This window comes from Sphingobacterium rhinopitheci (assembly GCF_022627575.1).
GTDB classification, from domain to species: Bacteria; Bacteroidota; Bacteroidia; order Sphingobacteriales; family Sphingobacteriaceae; genus Sphingobacterium; species Sphingobacterium rhinopitheci.
On the sequence record NZ_JADEYQ010000002.1, the window covers coordinates 351,988 to 374,734 of the forward strand.

Consider the following 22,747-nt stretch of genomic DNA (forward strand, 5'->3'; position numbering starts at 1 on the left):
CCATTGATTAAAAACAGTATAATCTGGTTAAAAACAAATATTATTGTAAATAATAACCTAATTAAAATATCAATTTATTACAAACACAAACATTTATTTTGGGCTTAAAACTACAGCATACTATTTCTCTATAAATAAAGAGCTATAATTGCAATTTTATAAAATCAGCCATGATAATTATTGGAGAATTTACTACCTTTTGAATATTTTATGATAACACCCTTATAGAATACATTTACGATTTTAAAGCAAATAAGCCTTAACTGTTATCCTTTGGCCTGAGTTATTTTTAACATGTTTATACTTTTTTCAAACACAAACAAATTGAGATATTGAATCATTGTGAATGAAACTTATATTTAAAAATATTATTTCCTATGAAGCACTAAATTAACAATCTATTTTAGGGCATACAGAGGAGCTGATAGTACATAACCCTGTCCTACTATCTTTCTTATCCAGACAGGCCTAGAATTCAGCCAAAAAAAATTACATATCAGATTGTTTTTGAACAGCAATCTTAGTAAAAGCCTTTTTATCTTGACAAAAATGGATCAATTACATTTAATTCTAAAGAAGTATAAAACAAACCTATTTGCTTAAATCTTTATATCTACCATTGACCTAATATAGATTATTGCTCTTAAGGATTAATCGATTACACTAATTACCATGGAATTTATAGTATAATACAATCAATATCCTATAAAAAAACTCTCTTTCTATTGCTAAAAAGAGAGTTCTAAAATTATTATGTGTGTTATTGATTATTCAACATAGTTTGTGTACCAATCTAGATAAGATGTTCCACCACTATTTACCCAGTTGATAAAATTAGGATAAGACACTGTTATCTTTCTTGTTTCACGAGAATACTTGATAGAAGTAGGAACACTGATGGCAAAAGGTAAATTCTCTTTTGTTTTAAATGGATCTATTGAAGACAAAAGACCGTTAGCCGTTTGACCATTAATAATCATATTCCTATTTATCTTATCAGTCCCCTTACGCCCTACTAAATGAACCTCAGGTCTAGTTGAAATAAAATTAGGGTTTGTCGAAGTCGAAATCTGAGAAATACTTACAATAAAAGGGTTTAAATCATCTTGTGTAAAGCTAGCTAAAGGCGTATTAAACTCTATTGTAATATCTGTTTCAAACGGAAGTACATTAGTATTTTGCGTAGAAACATAAGATGTATTAGTCAAGCCAAATGCTTTATGCGCATCATCTACAACTGTCACAACAGCATTAGTCTGTCCATCTTCAACTCCTGTAGATTTCAATGGGAGCGTAACTCCTACCACATTAGTGTTAGAATAAACAACAGATTTCACATTACTTGCCAAAACATTATCCAATTGGATAGCTGCTGCTAAACGTTTAGATGCTCCAACGGATCTGATTTTGTTTTTCAAGACAACCTTTACCACTTTGTTTTCTTGATTTTGAAACCTTACCACCTCTACATCAAGAACTATATCATTCATATCAAAATCACCAATATTTGGCCAATTATCCTCAAAAAAGTAAGAATAAGCACCTAATTTAATTGCTGTAGGCGTCTGATCAACAGGAGGCGTTGTAGGGATGGTCCCGATTCCTCCATTGTTACAATTCGTACGTGCTACATAAGGAGGATGATTATATCTGTCCCAGAATATTTCGACAGCAGAATTTGCTTCTATAGTAAACTTATTTTCTGATCTAAATGGATGCTCATCAGTAACGACGATTAGATTACCCGCATATGTTAAATGATTAACATCAGATGATGGTACACGTACATATTTAATTCTTACATATGCTTTTTTGAAAACATCTGGAGAAAAACTATTTATGACTACAGGCTTATTAGCTTCATTTTGAAAATTAGCAACTCTCGTAACATCTAACACAGCACCTAGGTCAAGATTAAATACCCCACCCAATGCCATTAAATTGGTAACATCAAGCATAGCATCTTGTCTAATATTAATGGTTGCATTATTTTCAGACATATTACCAACTGTTGTATAACAATTCGCATTTAAAGTACCATTATTAAAAGTTCCTGTAAGGATCTCTATTTCACCGTCATTCGTTACGACACAATCCTTGTCACGCATAGTCAAAGATCCAACCTTTACTTTAACTTCTTTTTGATAGTTTATAAACTCTGCTGCACCAACCATTGAAACAGCACCGACAATTTTTAAAGTACCTATATTAACGAAGCTATTATTAGCATTAATCTTTAATGAATTTAATAATACGTCACCATGGCTTTCAAAAGAGGCAGTACCATCATTCATATTAAGTGCACTAACATTCAGCTCCCCGCCTGGCAAAACAACAATTTTACTATTTTCACCAATTTCAATTGGTTTAGTATGATGCCATTTACCCTGTACATATACCACTACACCGTTCACTCCAGACTGATCCAATGCAGGAATATTTCCTGAAAACCATTCGCCAGATTTAATCAAATAAACTTTAGAGGCAGGAACAGTCGTAATATCAGCACTACCTGTTATTTCTAATGCATCATTAGGTACAGATGGAACTACTAAAGAAGTAGATGCCATTTTTTTCAATCCACTTGTATTTAATGACGCTAATTTAGAGGCACTCGCGATTTTAGAAGCACCAATACCATTTAGGTCCTTAACTTCTAAAATAGAATAAGAAACTTCTCCAGTAGGCGTTGTTTTTTGAACAAATAATTGAGCCAAATTAGTAGGTATAGTAACCTTAGTTATTAAATCTTGTCCTTTTTTAGCCACACCAGCTCCTAAAAGCACAGCCCCAGACAAATGCGGTTCGCGGTCAAATATTTCTAGTTTATAGAAATATTTACCATCATATGAGTCATCCACACCGATGCGAACATCAATAGTTTTAGAAGTATTCCAGTTAAAACTAGAGGATGCCGTTAGTAATTCTCCCAAAAAATCTTCATCAGATGGCAATAACTCGGTTTTCTTTGTACAACTTGAGATAAAGATCAAAAGCCCAACGGAAAGACAAAGAAATAAATTAATTTTTTTAAAAATTAAGACTTTCATATTAGATAGATTAATTATCATAAAGCGCATCTGTACCCCATATACTCTTTATGAATGTCCTGCAAAAAAACGAAATTAATTGTATTGACAATACTGAAAAAGAGGTTAATAGTCATGTAAAATTTAATTTGTAGAACAAAAGCTACAAATTAAAACCAAACCCACCACCCTAACTATAAATTAAAGTATAATACTATTAGGAATAGTATACCAAACGCAAACATATCAGTTATTCTATATTTATTTATACATAAGAAGTATTTTAAAGTCCATAAAGGCTATAATGTATAACTTAACACACAATCTAAAAGTACAAATTTTATTACAAAGCAGTAAAAAAGTGCTAATAGAACAATAATATACCATATAGTAAAAACACATTTCCTAACGATGCGATATATTAATTAAAAGAAAATCCGTCTACAACTTAGAAACTAAAAATACAAACACAAATAAAATCTTATATAACCCGTTGTTCCTTATGATTTAGGAAAATAAAAGGAGAAACAAACCACTCAGTCCACTGATAATCAGTAATCTATTTTTACAAAAAAACAATTTAGATTGATCAACTTAAGAGCAAATAACGAAAGAATATTGGAAGGTTAAAAAAATACCAACAGGTAAGCAATTACCCGTTCAGCACAGACATCCTGCTATTGAGCTACCTTGAGATTATCAGGCATAGTTTAACAGCTAAATATAGAAGTATTTCAGCGAGGATGATCTTTTCCGAAAGCTCTCCTCTTGCCTATATACTATCATAGAGCGTATGGTATACAATAAAAGAAAACGAATCGAAACCTAGTTATCTCAAATAATGAACAGGATATAAACAAAAATTACGGCAAAGAAATATCAATATTTTAAAAATAAGCATGATTTAAAATACACAAGGAGAAAAGATTTCAACAAACAGAAATTGATGACGTTACTCGAATACGATCTCAAAAAAATACTCATTTGTAAACAGAAAAGCATAACATCAATCTTCAAATACAATAGTCAATGATAAATCATAAATTTTTAATCTATTTGCAATACCTAATCATTTACATTCCTTAACTAGCCATACTCCTCCCCCTTACTATAAAAAATTTTGATCCGCGGATATAGCTGCTACAAATTGAGATTTTAAACCACTAGGATTTTGTCAGATACTATTTTGCTTAGCGTTACTTTAGGAAGATCTTGTATCTTGATATCCACAGAACCATCATAATCTTCAATATTCACGATGGTAAATGATAAACCCAGAGCCATCTTTTTATCTTTTAGAAATTTTAAAAATTCCGGAGAAGAATTACTTACAGCGTTAAATGTGACTTCTTGCCCCACTATACAATCACTCAATTTTTTATTAATAATAATAGGCAACTCACCTTCCAAGCTAGGAATAGGAGAGCCATGTGGATCTGTATGAGGATATCCCAAAAGAAAATCCATTTTTTCGAAAAATATATCAGACTGAATGTGTTCAATCTGCTCCGCTATAGGATGTACCTCATCCCACTCAAAGCCCATCTTCTGTACTAAGAACATTTCTGTTAAGCGATGCTTACGAATAATAAGAGCCGCTCGCCTCTTACCTTCCACACTAAGACTAAAAGGCTTATAGCTTTCATAGTTCACCAGCCCCTTATCAGCCAAACGCTTCATCATACTATTTACTGTAGGCATCTTGATATCCAAATGCTTACTCAATTCATTGGCTGTAACACCATCTTTATTCTGACTGAGAGCAAATAAAGCCTTTAAATAATTTTCTTCTGTTGGTGATATCATCTATCAAAAATAACATTTGTATAACTAAAAGTAAAAGATTTACAAAAATATTTGTTAGATTAGTCTAACTTATTGTTTTGCATTAGTGTAATTTTTCAAACACACTATCTAACAATAATAATAAAAGCTATTATATAGTATAATCTCAATTTAAGGCAATTCAATTTGACGTATTATAGATTATAAATTAATATTATTACCGTATCAATAGGTACGGTTAACGAGTAGATAAGTATAAAAAGAATATTGAAATAAAAATTTGTTAAAATAATGTATAGTGAAATAATAAAATATTTTGAAAGTATTAACCCTATGCAAGGGGCTTTATATGCGACCTGCTTTACTTGGTTTGTTACCGCATTAGGAGCAGCTTTTGTTTTCTTTATAAAAAAAGGTAATCCAAATATTTTCAATGCTTTATTGGGTTTTACGGGCGGAGTGATGATTGCTGCAAGCGTCTGGAGTTTGTTGATTCCTGCTATAAACATGAGTGAAGGAGATGGATTTACTCAAACTATTCCTACCGTTATTGGTTTTATTATTGGGGTAGGTTGCTTATTTCTAATTGACAAATTACTACCTACGCTACATGGGAGTTTTAGGCAGAAAAATGGCATTAAAACGCAAAAACAAAAAACTGCTTTAATGATTATAGCTATCACACTACATAATATACCTGAGGGACTGGCAATAGGTGTTCTTTTTGGTGGTGTAGCTATTGGTCTTCCTGAAGCGAGTATTGCCGCTGCTGTAACACTCGCTATAGGTATAGGATTGCAAAATTTCCCGGAAGGAATTGCAGTTGCAATACCTTTACGCAGAATCGGAATGAGCAGAAGAAAAAGCTTTTTCTATGGACAATTGTCTGCTATAGTTGAGCCAATTGCTGGCGTTCTTGGCGTGATCGCTGTAACAACATTCACTCCAATATTACCTTATGCACTAGCTTTTGCTGCTGGAGCAATGATTTATGTAGTTATCAATGAGGTAATTCCCGAATCGCAAAAAAAAGGAAATACAGATTTTTCAACCATGGGATTTATTGGAGGTTTTATGATTATGATGATTTTGGATGTAGCATTAGGATAATAAATATATAAGGAAAATGCATTTAAAAAATGTAATAAACAAGGAGAGTATATTAGTAAGATTTACGCAATACAGTGATGCTAATTAGTCCTATGTATTAGAGCTTTTACGCTAAGACTTACTTAACACAGATTTAAAGGAATGATTTTTTAACTACAATGTCTCTACTGTAAAAGATTTGGGTTAATCATTGGATATGATATTTGATTGTCTAGAGGGTTTGATGTGTATAAATTATAACAAATAGGTTTGCTAAATAACCTTACCTTTGCCTTATCAAAAACGGGCACCCATAATGTTTAAATGTGTTGATTTTCATAAACATACAATATTAAAGTAACAAATAGGAAACATAGAATTTTCTATGTTTTTTGACAATTCGATTATAAATTTTATATTAAAGTTTGGAAACTATCCGACTACGTGACTACACGACTACGACTTAAATTTAAAAATGAAGTTAGACTCATGGAAAATAAGTATTTTTGAAAAGTATAATAAATTAGCTTTTCTTCACTTTTCAGTGAAGAAGAAATTTTATATTTCGTTGTAGAGTTGTAGAAAAAATGGTTAATAAGATTTTTAAAAATTACAATTTAGAAGATTTGGATGTGGATGTTTTTGAAGAGCAATTGGAATTGTCTTTTTTAAACAAAATCGAAACTAATATTCCTGATAATAATGAAAATTTAGGGCAAGTTTTTACGTCCTCAATTCTAGCAAAGTTTATGATTGGTTTATTGAAAGAACACCTAAAACCTAACTCCTCTATACTTGATCCGTGTATTGGACCAAACACATTTTTTAAAGCTATGAATGAGGACTTTTCAAATTGTAATTTGAAAGGAATTGAAATTGATATTAATCTCATCACAGAAGAAATTAAAAAGTTTTACGAAAGTCCAAAAAGAACTTTAATCAAAGGAAGTTTCTTTGATTTACCAATAACAAAAAAGTTTGACCTAATTGTCCAAAACCCACCCTATGTAAGACAAGAACTATTAATTGAAGGTGCAAATTCGAAAGACCGTATTAGACACAATGTATCTTCTCTTTTATCAACAGTTCCATCACAATCAAATTTATATATCTACTTTTTATTAAAGTCCATTCTGCATTTAAAAGTAGGCGGTATAATGGTTGCTGTGATATATGATAGTTGGCTTTACAGCAGTTTTGGGAAATTTTTAAAAGAGTTATTCCTTAAATTAGGACGTTTAGAAAGTATTTATCACTTCAGGAAAAGTGCTTTCGATAACGTAGAAATAGGTGCTACCGTAATAAAATTTGCAAAGGATAATAATCATAACAAGTCTATATCATATTACCCATTGAATGATTTGAACGATTTAAGAACTTACAATGGATTAAATGCAAATTGTACAAAATTAAAGCAACAGGAGTTATTGACTTATAGCTTCAACAACCAAAGTAAAATCAATTACAAGTCCAATCTCTTTAAAGAGCTTAAAACAATTGTTTCACAACCAATCCAAAGAGGAACATCTGCAGTAATAAATAGCCATTTTATTTTCTCAAAAAATGTACTCCCTGAGCTAAAACCGATAATCAAAGATGTATCACAGATTAAAACTTATTCTGTAAACCAAGAGAACTCTTATATTCTTGCTGTTAATGGATCAATTTCTAATGAAACTAAACAATATTTAGAATCAGTGAAAAATGAAATATTAAAAACGCCTGCGCAAAAGTTTATAGCAGTAAAAAGAGATATTGAAACTAAAAGAGATTGGTATAAAATCAATTTGAAAGCAACAGGTAATTTTATTTTCAACTATTATTTAAGAAGCAATATTGATTTCATATATAATCCAAACAAGTTTTTATCTTCTGATAACTTTTATATTCTTAATATCAAGGATAATGAGTTAGCTAATTTTGCAATTTTAAACTCATCTTTTACGAGATTAAATACATTATGTAATTCGAGGAGTCAGGGAAATGGTTTGAGAAAAATACAACTTTATGAATTTAAAGTTGTAAAAGTAATCGACATAAATAAACTTTCAGAAGAGTGCATAAAAAAATTAGAACTGCTAGGGAAAGAATTGATGAATGTTAAAAGATACGAAAATGGGCAAAAACAGATAATAGAACAAATCGATTTGGTATTAATTGAAGAATACAATAAAAATAACGCTTCATCATTAACAATTGATGATTTAAATAATGAAATAAAAGAATACTTAAATTAAAATGATAAACCTTTGGTATAACTCTGATGAAGTAACTGGATTTCATCCTGTCGTTGAAAGTGCTATTAATAACGCAATAATAAATTGTGGTTATGACTCTGTAATGGAATTAGTGCATCATCCTGCTATTCCAAATAGTACAATCATACCTGACTTTGCTATTAAATTAAAATCTTCAAATAGATATATTTTTGTTATTGAAGTTAAAAAAACTGCCCGTGACGTTACATCTCAAAGATTTCAAAATCAATCAAGGTCATATGTATCTGATTTTTCACCTTACTGGGAACCAAATTATCCCAAGTATTTTTGTTTAACAAATATTGAGGAATTGATCTTGTTTGCAGACAGGCAAGGTCCTATTTCAACTTGCATACTAAAGGGAAACCCAAAATCACATACTGCCTTTAACCCTCAAAATCGAGACGCAACGCAAACAAGCATTGAGTTTCAGGAAACTTTTGAACAAATTTTACCAATTATTTATAATCGTACTCAGCCTGACTGGGATAATAATTGGCAGCCGATAATTGACACGTTCGTGCAAAATTATCAGAGTGTAAGTAATAGTTTACAACTAAATAAAGAATTGGCAGATGAAATTACACTTTATGAGTTTTTCAGATTGTTGGCTTTTGCTTACTTAAAAGATTATTATAATCAAACGAGTAACCCAAATCAAAGTTATTTCCGAACTTTTCCACTAGCTAATGATAATCTTCAAACATTCATTACAAAACTAACCAACAATTACAACCGTGTATTGCAGTTAGATTTCAATCAAGTTTTTTCAAATCACCCAAATTCAACAGACAGAATATTTCCTGAGAATTTCAGTTCATCCATCATACAATACTTTAAAAATACCATTCAAACTTTAAATAGCTATAGTTCACAAGCCGTTTCTGACAACCCATTGCCTGAATATATTTTCGACTTATTGACTTCAAAAGTTTATGACAAAAATACACTTCACAAGAAAGGTAAAATAATGTCTGATACAGAGTTATCCATTTTGTTGGCAACAGTTACAATTGAAAATGAAAACTCAACTGTAATTGATCCTTGTTCAGGTGATGGAGCTTTATTAGATGCTGCTTACGACTATTTAAATATTTTAAGTCTTTCCAATAGAATAACCAAATCTCACAATCAATTACTAAATCAAATTACTGGAATTGAAATTGATCCATTTTTAGCTCAATTAGCTACGTTCAGACTGGTTTCCAAAAATCTTTCTAGCGTAAATAGTTCAACTAATGCGAATATTATAACAGGAAATGCTTTTACTACTCCAAATCGTGGTGGCTACGATGTACTATTGATGAATCCTCCCTTTTTAAGAAATGACAATCCTGATGCACCAATAACTATTGCTGATAAGACGTTGATGAATAATGCAATAATCAATAATGGACAAACGAATTACGTTACTCTTGCATCCCAGCCTAATTTATATTTTTACTTCGTAAATTATTCTTGGCACTACTTAAACTATCAAGGTAGAGCTGGTTTGATTTTAATGGCTAAATTTCTAAACAATGAGGAAGGTGTATATTTAAAGCAATTCATTTTAGATAAAGTTGAGACTATCATTTTGTACCCAAGAAATTACTTTGAGGACTTCAAAGTAACTACTGTAATTACTGTTTTAAGCAAACAGCCAACTAATCAGATAAAATTTTTTAGAATTATCAATTCTGATTTACTGTCTCGTCCTTATGAAATAAAAGAAATACTTACCACTACAAATAACACCATTGTAAATGCAAATTATACTTTAAAAGTTACAGATAGGAATATTGACCCATCAGCAAATTGGAAGATGTTTTTCAATGACCCTACTGATAAATTTCAAACATTGGATTCACTTTTATTTTTAGAGCCATTAGATACTTTTTTTGTAAACAAAAGACGTGGAGGAGCAGAAAATAGTGGTGGTTCTGCAATAATCTTTCCTGATTTTAGCCAATCGCCTTACTCAGGAATTATAAATTCAAATAAAGGGTATGGCATTAAAAACAGTAGGAGTGCTAGAAATTTAATCTTAGAGCAATCGGATTTGCAAGAAGAGCCTGCAATACATTTTCCAACTCAATACGATGATAGTTCTCCTAATGGATTAGCCGCTACTCATCAAGTAGACGCTTCGCTCAATGCAATATTTTCAACTAATAATACAGCAAATTCTACTAAGTGGAAACAAATTGTAAATGCAGCATTCAGAAATAAGGTTTCATTTGATATTCTTATTCCTAGAGCCGAAAGAACGAAACACTCTTGTTATTACAATCCATTTTCGATACCAGTAGTACTTTCTACTAATTTCTTTTATCTCTCTGGATTTCAAAATGGGAATTCGGATACATTTATCTCAGACGAAAGCCAGATTAAGTTTATCACAGCCTTCTTAAATTCTTGTTTTGGTCAAATTCAATTTGAAATTCATTCTAATAATCAAGAGGGCTTAAGAAAATTAGAAGGTTTCCATATTAACGAATTTAAAATACCTGATTTGCGACAATTAACAAAGACAGAAATTGATTCAGCAGTTATAGAATTTGAAAATTTGAATAATCTTAATATATCTATAAGTGGAGCCGAAGGTTTAGGAACTCCAAGAAGATTGCTAGATGAAGCTATTTGTAAAATTATATTCAATAGAAATAATTTAGGATTTAGTACTTTTGCAGAAATGACAGACTATTTTGAGTTGTTTTTAGCCGATTTAGTGGAAGATAGAAGAATATGACAAAAAATAAGTTTAAAGTAGTAGGATTATTTTCAGGATGTGGGGGATTAGATTTAGGATTCAAGCAAGCGGGATACGAAATAATTTGGGCAAACGATATTTTAAAAGATGCTTGTGATACATACAAATTGAACATAGGTGACCATATAGTAAATGAAGATATTACAAAAATTGATTTAGATTTAATTCCTAATGCGGATATTATAATTGGAGGCCCCCCTTGTCAAGGATTTTCTGGGATTGGCAAACGAGACCCTAATGACAATAGATCGACATTAGTTTATTCTTATTTGAATGTTGTAAACAAAGTTCGACCTAAAATATTCCTATTTGAGAACGTAACGGGCATTAAATCATCCAAAGCCTCTGATGGTTCAAAGGTTATTGATAATTTAATAAAAGCTTTTGAGGATATCGGTTATTATATAAACATATATACACTTAATGCTGCTGACTACGGTGTTCCACAAAAAAGGAAGAGAGTTTTTATTATAGGCAACAGAATAGGTGTTGATATTTCAGCTCCTTCTCAAAGCCATTTTGAAAATGAAGAAGGAAAACCTAAGTGGATTACATCGTTTGAAGCAATATCGGATTTAGCTTCTCCAACAGAAAATGGAGAAACAGGTTATCACCACAATCCAAATAATACATATCAGGCTTTAATGCGTAAAAATGCTAAAAAAACTACTTTGCATATAATTCCTTATTCTAGCCCAACTGATAAAGAAATTATTTGTCACGTTAAACCAGGAGGTAATTACATGGATATTCCAGACTCGGTTTCAACAAAGAGAATTATGTATTTTAAAAGTACTGGAGGAAGGACTACTACATATGGTAGACTTGATCCAGATAAACCTAATTATACATTAAACACCCATTTTAATCGTCCTAATATTGGATGTAATATACATTTCAAAGAAAATAGAATGATTACAATTCGGGAAGGTCTGAGATTTCAGTCTTTTCCCGATGATTTCCATTTGATTTCTAAAACTCAAAGGAATTATTATGTACAAGTTGGCAATGCAGTTCCTCCTTTATTAGCAAATGCTTGGGCAGAACATTTAAAGATTTATCTAGGTAAGATTTAACATTTTTAGATTACCATTCCTTTTCATTTGGTTAAAAGGAATGGTAATCTAAAAATTTTTATACTTTTATAAAATATCAATGAAAATTATCGCCAGAATGATCTTGAATAAATAGTATTATTCCTAGGTTTCTTAAATTGAACCTTATATGAATCTCCCAAAGTAATTCCAATAAAGACTTCAATATTTGCTTGATTAGCTAAGGATAAAATTCTTTGTTCAATCTCTCTACCAACTCTAGAACCTATAGAAACAGCTTTTAATTAGACTTCTGTCAATTGGTATAAATTCCGTATTTTCATCACTTCTAATAATTATCCTATATTCTTCTTCGTATTGCCACTCAATCTGCTTATTAAACATTAGTTTTTTAGCAATTATATCTACCGGATCACTCCCCTTTAGAATTGGGGGAGTTTCTGAATAAGTTATTATATCACTTGCTATGTGATTTTTTAATGAGTGTAAATAATCAAAAAGCTCTTCATTATATTCAATACAAATACCTTTATAATTGTCCGTGTAATGAGACCACATAAGATTACTCGTATTATTTTTTGAAAAAGAGCATAGAGAAATATTTTGAGCTAAAGAATCTCGAATAGCCTGTTCAGCATACCAAGTATATCCATGATGATTTAAAGCATGGCTTTTCCACCTTTCAAAATCTTCCTTAGTACTATCAGGATTTCTATCATAGAAAGCTTTTTCATGACCATCATATTCAGGCTCAATATCCAAATTAAATTTTAATTCAAAAGTGTCATTAAGATTAAAAGCTGAAGAAAATTTTATAGTAGCTTTTTCTCCTAATATTTTTTCCAAAATATCACCAGATGGTATTTTATAATACTTAAACATTGTTTTTCGTTAAACAATTACAATAAATATATTATTGTAGTAATTTTATGCTTAAATATAGCATTAAAAAGGATGTCAAAAACAGCATCCCAAAGAAAATCAACAAATACTTATTCAAATAAAATCCTTTAAGAGCCTTATTTAATTGATCTGATGCATCAGCTGATGTTTTACTAATAACAGCATTATACCCTTTCAATTCTGTACAATCTACAGTTAGTTTTGAAGTAGCTATCGAATGATTGATACGTTTTTCAAGCTCGTATATACTCTGAAGAATTTTCTTTTGCTCTTGTAAAGTTTGTTTTTGATTTTTTTCAAAGTTTTCCATCAACGATGCTAGTGCAACACCTAATTGATGATTTGTAAGTGACTTTTGATTTGACATATTGCTATCTTTTAAACTTATAACTTCTGTTAATATTTTGCTTTTCTTCTTTCAAGTTCGGTCCTGAATTCTGCAATAATGATTCTATTCTACCGACAGTCAATTTTCGGTCGATTTCCGATGCTTTATGACCTTTAATCGTATAACCGCTTAACTTTCCTGTAACCTTACTAAATACTTTCTTTGGGGCTAGACCATTTTTATCAAGCAATTCTAAAAATTGATCGAAAGAAGTAACTTTATTCTCCTTCAATAGATCACCAATAGATTTTTTTATTATTTCTCGTTCTTGTTTTACTTCATTTTGTATGGCAGAAGCTGTTTTCCATCCCAAGGCTAGAGCTATACTCTCTGCTCCAATTTGTGCTCTTTTCGATATCCAGCTATCATTATAAGCCTTCTTTTTACATATGCGGTTAATTATAGCGTGAATATGAACCTTCCCAGTCGAATTATGAGATGTTGAAATATACTGATGCTCTTTCAGTCCTAAGTACTCTAATTGTTTATGTAAAATTTCTCTCAACTGCCCGTTTGTCAAATTCTTGCCAACATCAGGATTTGGACTAATTATTAAAGAAATTGTATTATTCAGACATCTTTTATTAGTGGATTGAACAAACCGCATTTCATTTAATATCTCCGTACCATTTCTACCAATAACCCCATTTCTATCTAATTCTACTGCTTTACCTAATACTTTATCAGACAAGATATAATCAATAGCCTGACGACTCCCTTGCCTTGAAGATGCTTTACTTACCATTTTTTATAAATTCTAAGTGTTCAAACAATTGTTGACTAACTTTTGAGACCTCCAATTCAACTTCATGCATATTTCTATTTTTGATTAGATTCGATATATAAGTAAAGTTTCTATGGAATTTTGAAAGTTCAGTATAAGCTGAAATCCTTTCCTCACTTGGTGGAGGAAGGATTACTCTACGTAAAGCGCAGTCAATCATAAATTGACTAACTGAAAGCTCAGCTTTTTTTGCGTTTATCTTGATAAGTTCTTTATCAAGAAGTGAAACACGAATTTTTATAATTTGGGTTTTACTCATAATTTAAAACTTGTTTTAAATTATCTCCATCCTTTTGGATGGAGATACGTTTGCGACCCTTCGGGAGCAAACCAAGAGGTGTTTGAGAAGCATTTTTGAAAAAAAATGTGCCCACAAACACACCTCTTGAATTATCGGCGCTATCTAGACGTGGTTAGGATTAATGCCTCTATAAAAAGGCATTAATTCTAAACCACAAAGCCAAATGAAAACTTGCTGTAGAAACCCATCATAGGTTTCGTAATGCATGTTTGAAATTTGGCTTTTTAATGGTTTTAGAGATTAAATATTCATTTAAATCTTTATAACCATCATATAGAAAACTCTTATCTTCACCTCTACCTCTAATGCATTCTTTGATATATTTTGATGAGCTAACCCCACTATAATCCCTATCAAGATATAGCTCTATATAATCATATTTTTCAATTGCTGAAATTGATGATTTTAAATTCGTTGTACTATTTAATATGAGGTAATCAGAGTTTTGTATATACTCTCTATTAATAAGGGTTATATAGCTAAGGAAATCAAAAACTCCTTCCATAACACATAATTTCTTCGAATTATTAGTAAACAATGAATAAGATTGATTGGTACAACCTTTAAACTTTTCACTCCTTAATGACCATCCTTTCTCATTTCGATTCCCTACAGCCCAAAAAGTCCATGGAGTCCTCCTATATTGTACTGATTTAACATATTGGTTAGCCAAATGAAAGTCTATTCCTCTACTACGAACATATTCGCATAATTTTAGATTATATGTAAGAGGATGTATTGCTATGATATCCAAATTAGGGCTTGTATTATTATAGTACTCTATTTTTTGCTGTTGAAAAGAAAAATTTAAACTCTTATTATCAGATACACTTTTTATCGCATCTGAAACTGAGAAATTAGGGTTCATACAAAGTATTAGATCTATTAACGTACCCCCATTTTTTTCAGAAATACCATAGTCTATCCATAAATTCTCCTTAAATGACACTTTAAATGATGGATAAATCTCATTTCGTAACGGAGACAGGTACATAGCATAACTTGAAAACTGTTTGTATGGTTCTATATTTAGACTTCGTAAATAATTTATTATTGGTGTACTATTAATTTGCTTTGCGTTCATGTTGTAGTCATGTAGTTAGATGTAGTCAGATAAAAAAATCATCTGACTACAGTATAAATATTTGATTATTTACCTATTAACCCATTTGTAGTTATGTAGTCGGAAGATTATCCAAAACATAATAAACTTTAACTGGATGTTCTTTCTTTTCACCAGCAACATCAATATAGCCACGTCTCTGATGACTTTGAAAACCTAGACGTTTCAAGGCTTTATGAAGTTCTTTAGCATTAAATTTCGGATAAGTCTTCATCTGCAATTCATGCATAATTTCAGAAGACAATAGCTCCCTGTGATAATTTTCTGCTGTTCCTGGTAATAAATATTTCTGTAAAATTTCGAACTCGATGGAGTTTACTTTGAATGAATCATTGGCAAGCTCATTTTCTTGTATCTCTTCTCGAGTCATTTCATATTTATAGCCAGAATGAAGTAGATGATAAGCATGAGACCAAACTAAATCGATGTCAATATCTTTTTTGTAATCCCAATTAATGTTTTCAATCCTAAAACAAAGCCATCTAACATTTGAGTCATCAGTTAAAAACTCTGTTTGGTTTGTCGAACCTATAAAACTTATTCTTCTTGGCGACGTCTTTGCTTTCCGTTCATATGGGTGACGAACATTGATATAAAGCTTAGACATTATCGCTTTTAAGGCATTAATTTCAAATTTTGTTAAGGATGCCAATTCATCCAGGATACAAATAAAATTAGACGATAAAGCTATCGTCGAGTCCTTATCTAATCCGATATTTTCAATACAATAAGAGTTTAAATCTTTCGGTACTAAAAACCTACAAAGACTTGTTTTACCAATATTTTGTTTTTCAGATTGAAGAACTATTGTCTGCTTATTGAAGTAATCTTCTCTCAGCGCGCATAAAACTGTCCTACACAACCATTTCTTGAATTGTATATTAAATCGCTTTTGATCTGATGTTATTATATGATTTGCGAATCTCTCAATATAATCTCCATGAATTTCTTGACTGTACTTTTCTTTAATCGACTTAAAATATTCTTGTAAAGGATCATAATCTTCAACATAATTAGATCCTAAGAATACTAATATATCTGAAATAGAAGCACGTAATCCGACATCTATTCGTAATGTCAAATAAAGATTATTTTCATTTACCTCTCTAAAAGTTCGGTCATTCTTTAGTTTGTATTCAATAGTATTGGTTAGCGCATTCCGCCTAAAATCATATTGCTCAACAAGGTGCTCAACGACCTTTTGAATATTTGATGCATCATCTCGTTTTGTCATTATTAAATTCTTAATGTGAATGGAAATATTTCATTAAGAATTCCTTAACTTTGCTCTATCAGGAAAAAGAAGAAATTCTTAAAAGAAATTTGAAAGCAATCAGAAATGGTTGCTTTTAGTTTTTTCTTCTCATTTTTCTTTTCATCAGCAGAGTTTCAGCTATTTCAGAGACCTCACTTTCAGATTTGTTTTTATATTTCTTAAACCAATCCAGCAAGTCTTTTTCAAAAAATCGAACACCTCCACTAGGTAATTTGACGAAGGGAATTATTTCTTCCGATACTAATTGATATAGTCGCTGCTTACTATAGCCTGTAATCTCACAAGCTAATTCATAATCTCCAACTCTGTCGTTTTTAGGATTAATAGAATTTTGAAACTTAGAGAACTTCTCCTCTAGTAATACATCTAATTGATCAAGGGTAAGATCAATGATTCTTGTAGTTTTTGATATTGTATTCATGCTATATAAAACTTTGATGAACACAAATATTTACTAAAACCTATCATCAAATCGACTCTTCTAGGGCTGGAGTTATAAGAGTTATAATTCTAGTAAAATTTCTTCGAAATATTTAGTGTACTCAACATCAAATTCTTTGAATCCTTTTCCATAAAGTTTTTGAAGTTCCTTTCCTGATTTTTGCTCTGGTATGTAGAATATCTCTTTTAGCACAATAGCCGTTTCTTTACTAATGGTTATTGTTTTACTGATGTATCCTTTGTTGATTAATGCTGAAATAAAACCTGCTAAATTTAATTGATTACTAGAGCTTTTATGACCATCACATAAAACCCACTTCTCATTCTCTTTTTCAAAACTCTTGCTAATTTGATTTATACTCATAATAAGATCATGAATGTTAATATTCTTGTTTAGCCAATATTCATCGAAATTAGTAGAGCCATTCTTCCTATCAGAGTTTGTAAGAGTAAGGCTATCAACAAAATTTTTATTTTTCAATAAATTACAATAGTAAGAAGTAATAAATCTTTCTTTTCTTGAAAATAGCGATCTCAACAAACTATTACTTTCAAAAAGAAAAAATAGAAGAAATAAAATTGTTAAACCTATTATCGAACCATAAGAGAACTTAGAGTCTATTGATAATAAGATGCAATAATATATAAATCCTAAAAAGATACATCCCAGAACCGCATGGCTTACATAAGAAATTCTAAAATCTCTAAGTAATTGTCGTTGTATTTCATCAATATCATTCTCATAACCTTCAAATTTCTGTTTTAGATTTTTCTTGAATAGCTGTAATTCAGATGCACTAGGCTTTATAATCCAGGTTGGATTAAACATCAGAATAAAACCAAGAAATAAAAAACAACTTGAAATACCTATTAGTATATCTGTATTATACTTACCTATTAGTAAAATAATAATAGGGATAAAAAAGGGAAACACCCACTTCATATATTTTTTCACTTTCATAATCTAGGAAATTTTAATATTTCTTCTTCTTTCTTTGTATCTACAATCTTTGCATAAATTTGTGTCATCTCAATTTTAGAATGACCTAATAACTCTTTCATCGTATATAAGTCAACTCCAAATGTTAATCCTATCGTCGCAAATGTGTGCCTAGAAACATGGAAATGAATATTCTTATCAATTCCCGCCTGTCTTGCCCAAAGTTTTAAGTGTTGATTCAAAGCACTTGATGTTGATGGCAAACCCCAAAATATCTTATTACTAATTGGATGTTTGGGTATGTCATTTAAAATTTCCTGAGCATCTGCTACAATAGGAACAGTGATAATTTTTGCAGGAGTTTTATAAGGACGAAATTTGATAAACCTATCTACTAATTGTTCATATGATATTCTTCTAACATCAGAAATTCTCAATCCTGTAAAACAACTAAACAAGAATGCTTGTCGTATTTGCTTATTACCTGAATCGGGACTTGTATTTGCTAACATTCGAACTTCCTCGATTGTTAGTCTTTCTCTTTCTAAATAAATTTCCTTAACAGATTGCCACGTTTCAAAAGGACTGTAATCTATTACTCCCCTAGTTAAAAGCTTATTATAATACTGCCTTAATACTGACATATATGCAAATGTTGTATTTTGAGAAACAACTAATAATAAATAATCTTGAAAAGCATCAAGAAAGTCTTCATTTAATTCAGAAATTAGAACGCTTTTCTTCCCTAAATATTTATGCAAGTGAATGATTAAGCATTCCAATTTATAATTAAACTTCTTTTTTATACATTCTTCCAAATAATCCAATAAATCAAGAACTGGTTTATTTGGCTTCTCATACCCATGCTTTGCAAAATTCAAATCAGTTTCACGCGTATTTCTAATCGCTTGTACTAATTTCATGTTTTCAGAATCTTTTTCCATTATCCGTACCCTTGGACTTGAATAATCTTTATGAACATGGATGCCTAAAAATTCATAACTTCGCTTAGATTTATTATCTGAAGTCTTGTAGTAAATATCAAGATACGTACTGAACATACCTGATTTCAATGGTTTAAAACGTACTTTAATCATATGTTACTTTTGTTATTTTTCGCAATATAGAAGTAACAAGGTGAGTAACAAAACTTCGATAAATCCTCACATAAAGTTATAGAAAAACATAGGCAAAACAAAATTAAACTCCTGAAAATAAGAGTTTTAATCTTAAAACCTATTAATTTCTATCATAATTTATCTATACTTATATTTGCACCCATGATATATTTCCACATTCCATTCTGTAAGCAAGCATGTCACTATTGTGACTTTCACTTTAGTACTTCACTGAAATATAAAGAAGAAATGCTACAGGCGATGTTGAAAGAATTGGAAATAAGGAGCCATTACTTGGAGGACAAAAATATAACATCGATATATTTTGGTGGCGGCACCCCCTCTATATTGGAGGCTGACGAGATACAGAAGCTCATTGACAAAGTAGGAAAGCTCTACCATATCAATACCGATGCAGAGATAACGTTAGAGGCCAATCCCGATGACCTTAGCATTGCCAAAGTAAAAGAGCTACGCCGAACCGATGTCAATCGTTTTTCGATAGGTATCCAATCCTTCTTCGAAGAAGACCTGATATGGATGAATAGAGCACATAATCAACAAGAAGCGGACAGCTCTATTAAGCGCGTGCAAGATGCTGGTTTTGAGAATATCACCTGTGACCTTATCTATGGCTACCCATTGCTGACGGATGAAAAATGGAAATCCAATATCAACAAGCTGATAGAAATGGGAATCCCCCATATCTCGTCTTACAATATGACAGTAGAGAGCAAGACCGCATTGGCACATTTTGTAAAACAAGGAATCACGAAGCCTATGTCTGATGCACAGGGAGCTGAGCAGATGCTTCTTCTTATTGACACCCTTCGTGGCAATGGTTTTGAGCATTACGAGATATCTAATTTTGCCAAAGATGGCTTCTATGCCAAACATAATACCAACTACTGGAAAGGAAAGCATTACTTAGGTATTGGCCCCTCGGCGCATTCATTCAATGGCAATTCCAGAGCATGGAACATCGCCAACAATGCCAAATATATAACAGGCATTCAAGAAAACATACCTACTATAGAGGAGGAGCTATTAAGCAAAAACGACCAATTCAATGAGTATGTAATGACTTCACTGCGTACCATGTGGGGTATAGATCTACAAAAAATAGAGCAGGCATTTGGATATGATTATATACAGCATATCAAGAAAGAAGTAGTTACCTATATAGATACAGCAGAAATCGAAAACCACAACGACCATATATATCGACTAACAGCTAAAGGTAAACTAATGGCAGATCATATCGCCTCTGAATTATTTATAGTAGATTAAAAAGTGCAAAATAAAAAGAAATAAATTATCTTACAAAAAAAACACATCTTCATGAAGATAATTATAATTTCCATTTCATTGCTTTTATTATCTAATTACTTGTCGGCACAGATAAGAGTTGTCGACGAAGTTGTCAAAAATATAAGCACCCAAAATAATAATACCATTGGCGAAATCAAAGCCGATCAGTAAAAGACAACAGGATAAAAATTTCTTTTCGTGCAGATACATCTAACGCAATTGATAGGGGACAGATCTATTTAAAGTCATCGGAGGAATTTGAGCTTTTGTATCAAATCATTATGAAAGGTATTCAAGAAAATAAAAATCAGATAATCACGATAGATTTAGGCGATAGCAGATTACTGATTCGCTACACAAAAGAGCTCTTAACTGCACCTACTATACAGTTCTCCCATAGCTACAACAATGCATTGTATCAAAATAAAATATCCCAAAAATATGCTAAAAAAAACATCCTCAAATTATTCAAAAAATAATAGATTTTTCATTGTAACACTTAACAAATAGAATATCTACTAAAAAAATATGACTAGATTGAACAAAAAACGGGGTAACAATTTTAATAATTAATCAATAAAAACAACATTTATTTCAATTAATGAAATTAATAATAGTGAATTTATTGGTTTTTTAACAATTATGAAATTCCATTTGTTACATGATGAAACTTAACAGTAATTTTGCATCATAATCATTTCTAAAACATTATGATACACAATCAAACTTTTGAAACCGAAATCAAAAGTTACCAACACAAGCAAAGTGCTGCAGTAAAGCTGATACAAATCGTAAACAGCTTATGGTTTGGCAGTTCGATAGAATTAATATTTTTTCGTAAGCAACTTTTTGACAGGCCTGTAAACACAGTATTACATCTGCACCAACAATCGCACGAATTGGCAGATCCTGCAGTCAGCATCTTTGAAACGTTGCGCGTAGCCCAAGCAATGCATCACCTACAGTTGTCACCATCACGTATTGATATTGGTACATTAGCATTAGAAGTACGTAATCAAAATATTGAGGACGACCAATTGCTTTATTTTATAAAGAAAGAATTGATGTCTGCACAAGATCACAAGAATTTTGAACCTCGTGATGTTGTTTTATATGGATTTGGACGTATAGGACGCCTATTAGCGCGTGAGTTGATTAGTAAGTCAGGAGCAGGCAAGCAATTGCGCCTTCGCGCTATTGTAACACGCGATACCGTAGATGAAAAGACATTATACAAAAGAGCTACTTTACTACGCAACGATTCTATTCATGGAGATTTTAAGGGAGAAGTAGACTACGACCTAGAACATCAAGCATTGATCATAAATGGTACCACTGTAAAAATAATTTCTACCGAGAATCCGGAAGACATCGATTATACGGAATATGGCATCCACAATGCATTGATCATTGATAATACAGGAGCATTTAGAGATGAGCGTGAACTATCTAGACATCTAACAGCCAATGGAGCGAGCCAAGTACTACTAACAGCACCAGCCAAAGGAATTCCAAATATTGTATATGGTGTCAACAATGATATGATAGATTTAGAATATACATCTATTTTTTCGGCCGCCTCATGCACTACAAACGCGATATCTCCAATACTGGAAATAATAGATAAAAAATTCAGTATCAACCAGGGGCATATAGAAACAATACACTCCTATACAAATGACCAAAATCTAGTAGACAATATGCATAGCAAATCTAGACGTGGGCGTGCAGCAGGGTTAAATATGGTAATAACAGAGACAGGTGCTGGATCCGCTGTAGCAAAGGTACTACCCGCATTGGCCGGCAAATTGACATCTAACGCTATTCGTGTACCGGTATCCAATGGTTCCTTAGCGATACTTAATCTTCAACTGAATACAGCTACATCTGTCGAAGAAGTGAATACCATATTGAAGGAATCAGCTTTAAAAGGACATTTAATAGAACAAATACACTATTCCAACAATGATGAACTTGTTTCCTCGGATATCATCGGCACGACAGCAGCAGCAGTTGTGGATGCCCCTGCAACAATAGTATCAGCAGATGGAAAAAGCATAAATATATACGTTTGGTATGACAATGAATACGGTTATACACACCAAGTAATGCGTTTAGCGCGCCATATCGCAGGTGTCCGCCGTTACGTTTACTATTAATAAAGAATCCAAGTTTTCATTTTTTAAATACAAAA

Annotated in this window: 18 protein-coding genes; 7 read left to right on the top strand and 11 right to left on the bottom strand. The window is 31.5% G+C overall.

Translation table 11 applies throughout. The features are described 5' to 3' along the window. Positions 1-767: 767 nt before the first annotated feature. Together IP023_RS04175 and IP023_RS04180 are read right to left on the bottom strand one after the other, a co-directional pair. A complete protein-coding gene (locus IP023_RS04175; protein ID WP_241788992.1) occupies positions 768-3,050 on the bottom strand; it encodes an LruC domain-containing protein in 2,283 nt (760 codons plus the stop codon). 1,134 nt (positions 3,051-4,184) lie between these two features. Beyond that, positions 4,185-4,835 carry a metal-dependent transcriptional regulator gene (locus tag IP023_RS04180; RefSeq protein ID WP_241788993.1) on the bottom strand — a complete coding sequence of 217 codons (651 nt, stop codon included), beginning with the start codon at positions 4,833-4,835 and terminating at the stop codon, positions 4,185-4,187. A gap of 270 nt (positions 4,836-5,105) precedes the next feature. On the opposite strand from IP023_RS04180, the gene IP023_RS04185 reads away from it, so the two are divergent. The 4 genes from IP023_RS04185 to IP023_RS04200 all read left to right on the top strand — a co-directional run bounded on the left by IP023_RS04185 (position 5,106) and on the right by IP023_RS04200 (position 11,989). Then, a complete protein-coding gene (locus tag IP023_RS04185) occupies positions 5,106-5,924 on the top strand; it encodes a ZIP family metal transporter (RefSeq protein ID WP_241788994.1) in 819 nt (272 codons plus the stop codon). Positions 5,925-6,490: 566 nt separating this feature from the next. Beyond that, entirely contained in the window at positions 6,491-8,140 is a 1,650-nt protein-coding gene (locus IP023_RS04190) for an Eco57I restriction-modification methylase domain-containing protein (protein WP_241788995.1), read from the top strand. Position 8,141: 1 nt separating this feature from the next. Continuing rightward, positions 8,142-10,892 (top strand): BpuSI family type II restriction endonuclease, encoded by a 2,751-nt coding sequence (locus IP023_RS04195; protein WP_241788996.1) that lies wholly within the window; start codon positions 8,142-8,144, stop codon positions 10,890-10,892. Beyond that, positions 10,889-11,989, top strand: a complete 1,101-nt coding sequence (locus IP023_RS04200; protein ID WP_241788997.1) for a DNA cytosine methyltransferase — start codon at positions 10,889-10,891, stop codon at positions 11,987-11,989. Before IP023_RS04195 ends, IP023_RS04200 begins: the two co-directional genes overlap by 4 nt. Positions 11,990-12,226: 237 nt before the next feature. Here the strand turns inward: IP023_RS04200 and IP023_RS04205 are convergent, their stop codons facing one another. From IP023_RS04205 to IP023_RS04245, 9 genes are all read right to left on the bottom strand, one after another. Beyond that, positions 12,227-12,850, bottom strand: a complete 624-nt coding sequence (locus tag IP023_RS04205; RefSeq protein ID WP_241788998.1) for a DUF2971 domain-containing protein — start codon at positions 12,848-12,850, stop codon at positions 12,227-12,229. A 31-nt stretch (positions 12,851-12,881) separates the two neighbouring features. After that, positions 12,882-13,238: a hypothetical protein gene (locus IP023_RS04210; RefSeq protein ID WP_241788999.1), complete on the bottom strand. Its 357-nt coding sequence runs from the start codon at positions 13,236-13,238 to the stop codon at positions 12,882-12,884. 4 nt (positions 13,239-13,242) lie between these two features. Further along, entirely contained in the window at positions 13,243-14,004 is a 762-nt protein-coding gene (locus IP023_RS04215; protein ID WP_241789000.1) for a relaxase/mobilization nuclease domain-containing protein, read from the bottom strand. Continuing rightward, complete coding sequence (locus IP023_RS04220) at positions 13,994-14,302, bottom strand: plasmid mobilization protein (RefSeq protein ID WP_241789001.1); 309 nt, start codon at positions 14,300-14,302, stop codon at positions 13,994-13,996. Before IP023_RS04220 ends, IP023_RS04215 begins: the two co-directional genes overlap by 11 nt. A 229-nt stretch (positions 14,303-14,531) precedes the next feature. Beyond that, on the bottom strand, positions 14,532-15,428 hold the full coding sequence (locus tag IP023_RS04225; RefSeq protein WP_241789002.1) for a toprim domain-containing protein: 897 nt from the start codon (positions 15,426-15,428) through the stop codon (positions 14,532-14,534). Positions 15,429-15,519: 91 nt separating this feature from the next. Beyond that, positions 15,520-16,701, bottom strand: coding sequence for a virulence-associated E family protein (locus IP023_RS04230; protein ID WP_241789003.1), 1,182 nt, complete (start codon positions 16,699-16,701; stop codon positions 15,520-15,522). A 115-nt stretch (positions 16,702-16,816) separates the two neighbouring features. Further along, a complete protein-coding gene (locus tag IP023_RS04235; RefSeq protein ID WP_241789004.1) occupies positions 16,817-17,164 on the bottom strand; it encodes a helix-turn-helix transcriptional regulator in 348 nt (115 codons plus the stop codon). An 81-nt stretch (positions 17,165-17,245) separates the two neighbouring features. Next, entirely contained in the window at positions 17,246-18,145 is a 900-nt protein-coding gene (locus tag IP023_RS04240) for a hypothetical protein (protein ID WP_241789005.1), read from the bottom strand. Continuing rightward, complete coding sequence (locus IP023_RS04245; RefSeq protein ID WP_241789006.1) at positions 18,142-19,221, bottom strand: site-specific integrase; 1,080 nt, start codon at positions 19,219-19,221, stop codon at positions 18,142-18,144. The genes IP023_RS04240 and IP023_RS04245 overlap by 4 nt, the downstream gene beginning before the upstream one ends. Positions 19,222-19,404: 183 nt before the next feature. Between IP023_RS04245 and hemW the strand changes: the two genes are divergently transcribed. From hemW to IP023_RS04260, 3 genes are all read left to right on the top strand, one after another. Further along, complete coding sequence (gene hemW, locus IP023_RS04250) at positions 19,405-20,532, top strand: radical SAM family heme chaperone HemW (RefSeq protein ID WP_241789007.1); 1,128 nt, start codon at positions 19,405-19,407, stop codon at positions 20,530-20,532. Positions 20,533-20,583: 51 nt separating this feature from the next. After that, the gene (locus IP023_RS04255; RefSeq protein ID WP_241789008.1) at positions 20,584-20,724 is read left to right on the top strand and encodes a hypothetical protein; all 141 of its coding nucleotides are present in this window, start codon (positions 20,584-20,586) and stop codon (positions 20,722-20,724) included. Positions 20,725-21,263: 539 nt separating this feature from the next. Continuing rightward, positions 21,264-22,712: a glyceraldehyde-3-phosphate dehydrogenase gene (locus IP023_RS04260; protein ID WP_241789009.1), complete on the top strand. Its 1,449-nt coding sequence runs from the start codon at positions 21,264-21,266 to the stop codon at positions 22,710-22,712. Positions 22,713-22,747: the final 35 nt, after the last annotated feature.

Excerpts from the sequence above, each read along its gene's own strand:
- IP023_RS04175 (WP_241788992.1), bottom strand. The coding sequence starts at position 3,050 with ATGAAAGTCTTAATTTTTAAAAAAATTAATTTATTTCTTTGTCTTTCC.
- IP023_RS04180 (WP_241788993.1), bottom strand. The coding sequence starts at position 4,835 with ATGATATCACCAACAGAAGAAAATTATTTAAAGGCTTTATTTGCTCTC.
- IP023_RS04185 (WP_241788994.1), top strand. The coding sequence starts at position 5,106 with ATGTATAGTGAAATAATAAAATATTTTGAAAGTATTAACCCTATGCAA.
- IP023_RS04190 (WP_241788995.1), top strand. The coding sequence starts at position 6,491 with ATGGTTAATAAGATTTTTAAAAATTACAATTTAGAAGATTTGGATGTG.
- IP023_RS04195 (WP_241788996.1), top strand. The coding sequence starts at position 8,142 with ATGATAAACCTTTGGTATAACTCTGATGAAGTAACTGGATTTCATCCT.
- IP023_RS04200 (WP_241788997.1), top strand. The coding sequence starts at position 10,889 with ATGACAAAAAATAAGTTTAAAGTAGTAGGATTATTTTCAGGATGTGGG.
- IP023_RS04205 (WP_241788998.1), bottom strand. The coding sequence starts at position 12,850 with ATGTTTAAGTATTATAAAATACCATCTGGTGATATTTTGGAAAAAATA.
- IP023_RS04210 (WP_241788999.1), bottom strand. The coding sequence starts at position 13,238 with ATGTCAAATCAAAAGTCACTTACAAATCATCAATTAGGTGTTGCACTA.
- IP023_RS04215 (WP_241789000.1), bottom strand. The coding sequence starts at position 14,004 with ATGGTAAGTAAAGCATCTTCAAGGCAAGGGAGTCGTCAGGCTATTGAT.
- IP023_RS04220 (WP_241789001.1), bottom strand. The coding sequence starts at position 14,302 with ATGAGTAAAACCCAAATTATAAAAATTCGTGTTTCACTTCTTGATAAA.
- IP023_RS04225 (WP_241789002.1), bottom strand. The coding sequence starts at position 15,428 with ATGAACGCAAAGCAAATTAATAGTACACCAATAATAAATTATTTACGA.
- IP023_RS04230 (WP_241789003.1), bottom strand. The coding sequence starts at position 16,701 with ATGACAAAACGAGATGATGCATCAAATATTCAAAAGGTCGTTGAGCAC.
- IP023_RS04235 (WP_241789004.1), bottom strand. The coding sequence starts at position 17,164 with ATGAATACAATATCAAAAACTACAAGAATCATTGATCTTACCCTTGAT.
- IP023_RS04240 (WP_241789005.1), bottom strand. The coding sequence starts at position 18,145 with ATGAAAGTGAAAAAATATATGAAGTGGGTGTTTCCCTTTTTTATCCCT.
- IP023_RS04245 (WP_241789006.1), bottom strand. The coding sequence starts at position 19,221 with ATGATTAAAGTACGTTTTAAACCATTGAAATCAGGTATGTTCAGTACG.
- hemW (WP_241789007.1), top strand. The coding sequence starts at position 19,405 with ATGATATATTTCCACATTCCATTCTGTAAGCAAGCATGTCACTATTGT.
- IP023_RS04255 (WP_241789008.1), top strand. The coding sequence starts at position 20,584 with ATGAAGATAATTATAATTTCCATTTCATTGCTTTTATTATCTAATTAC.
- IP023_RS04260 (WP_241789009.1), top strand. The coding sequence starts at position 21,264 with ATGATACACAATCAAACTTTTGAAACCGAAATCAAAAGTTACCAACAC.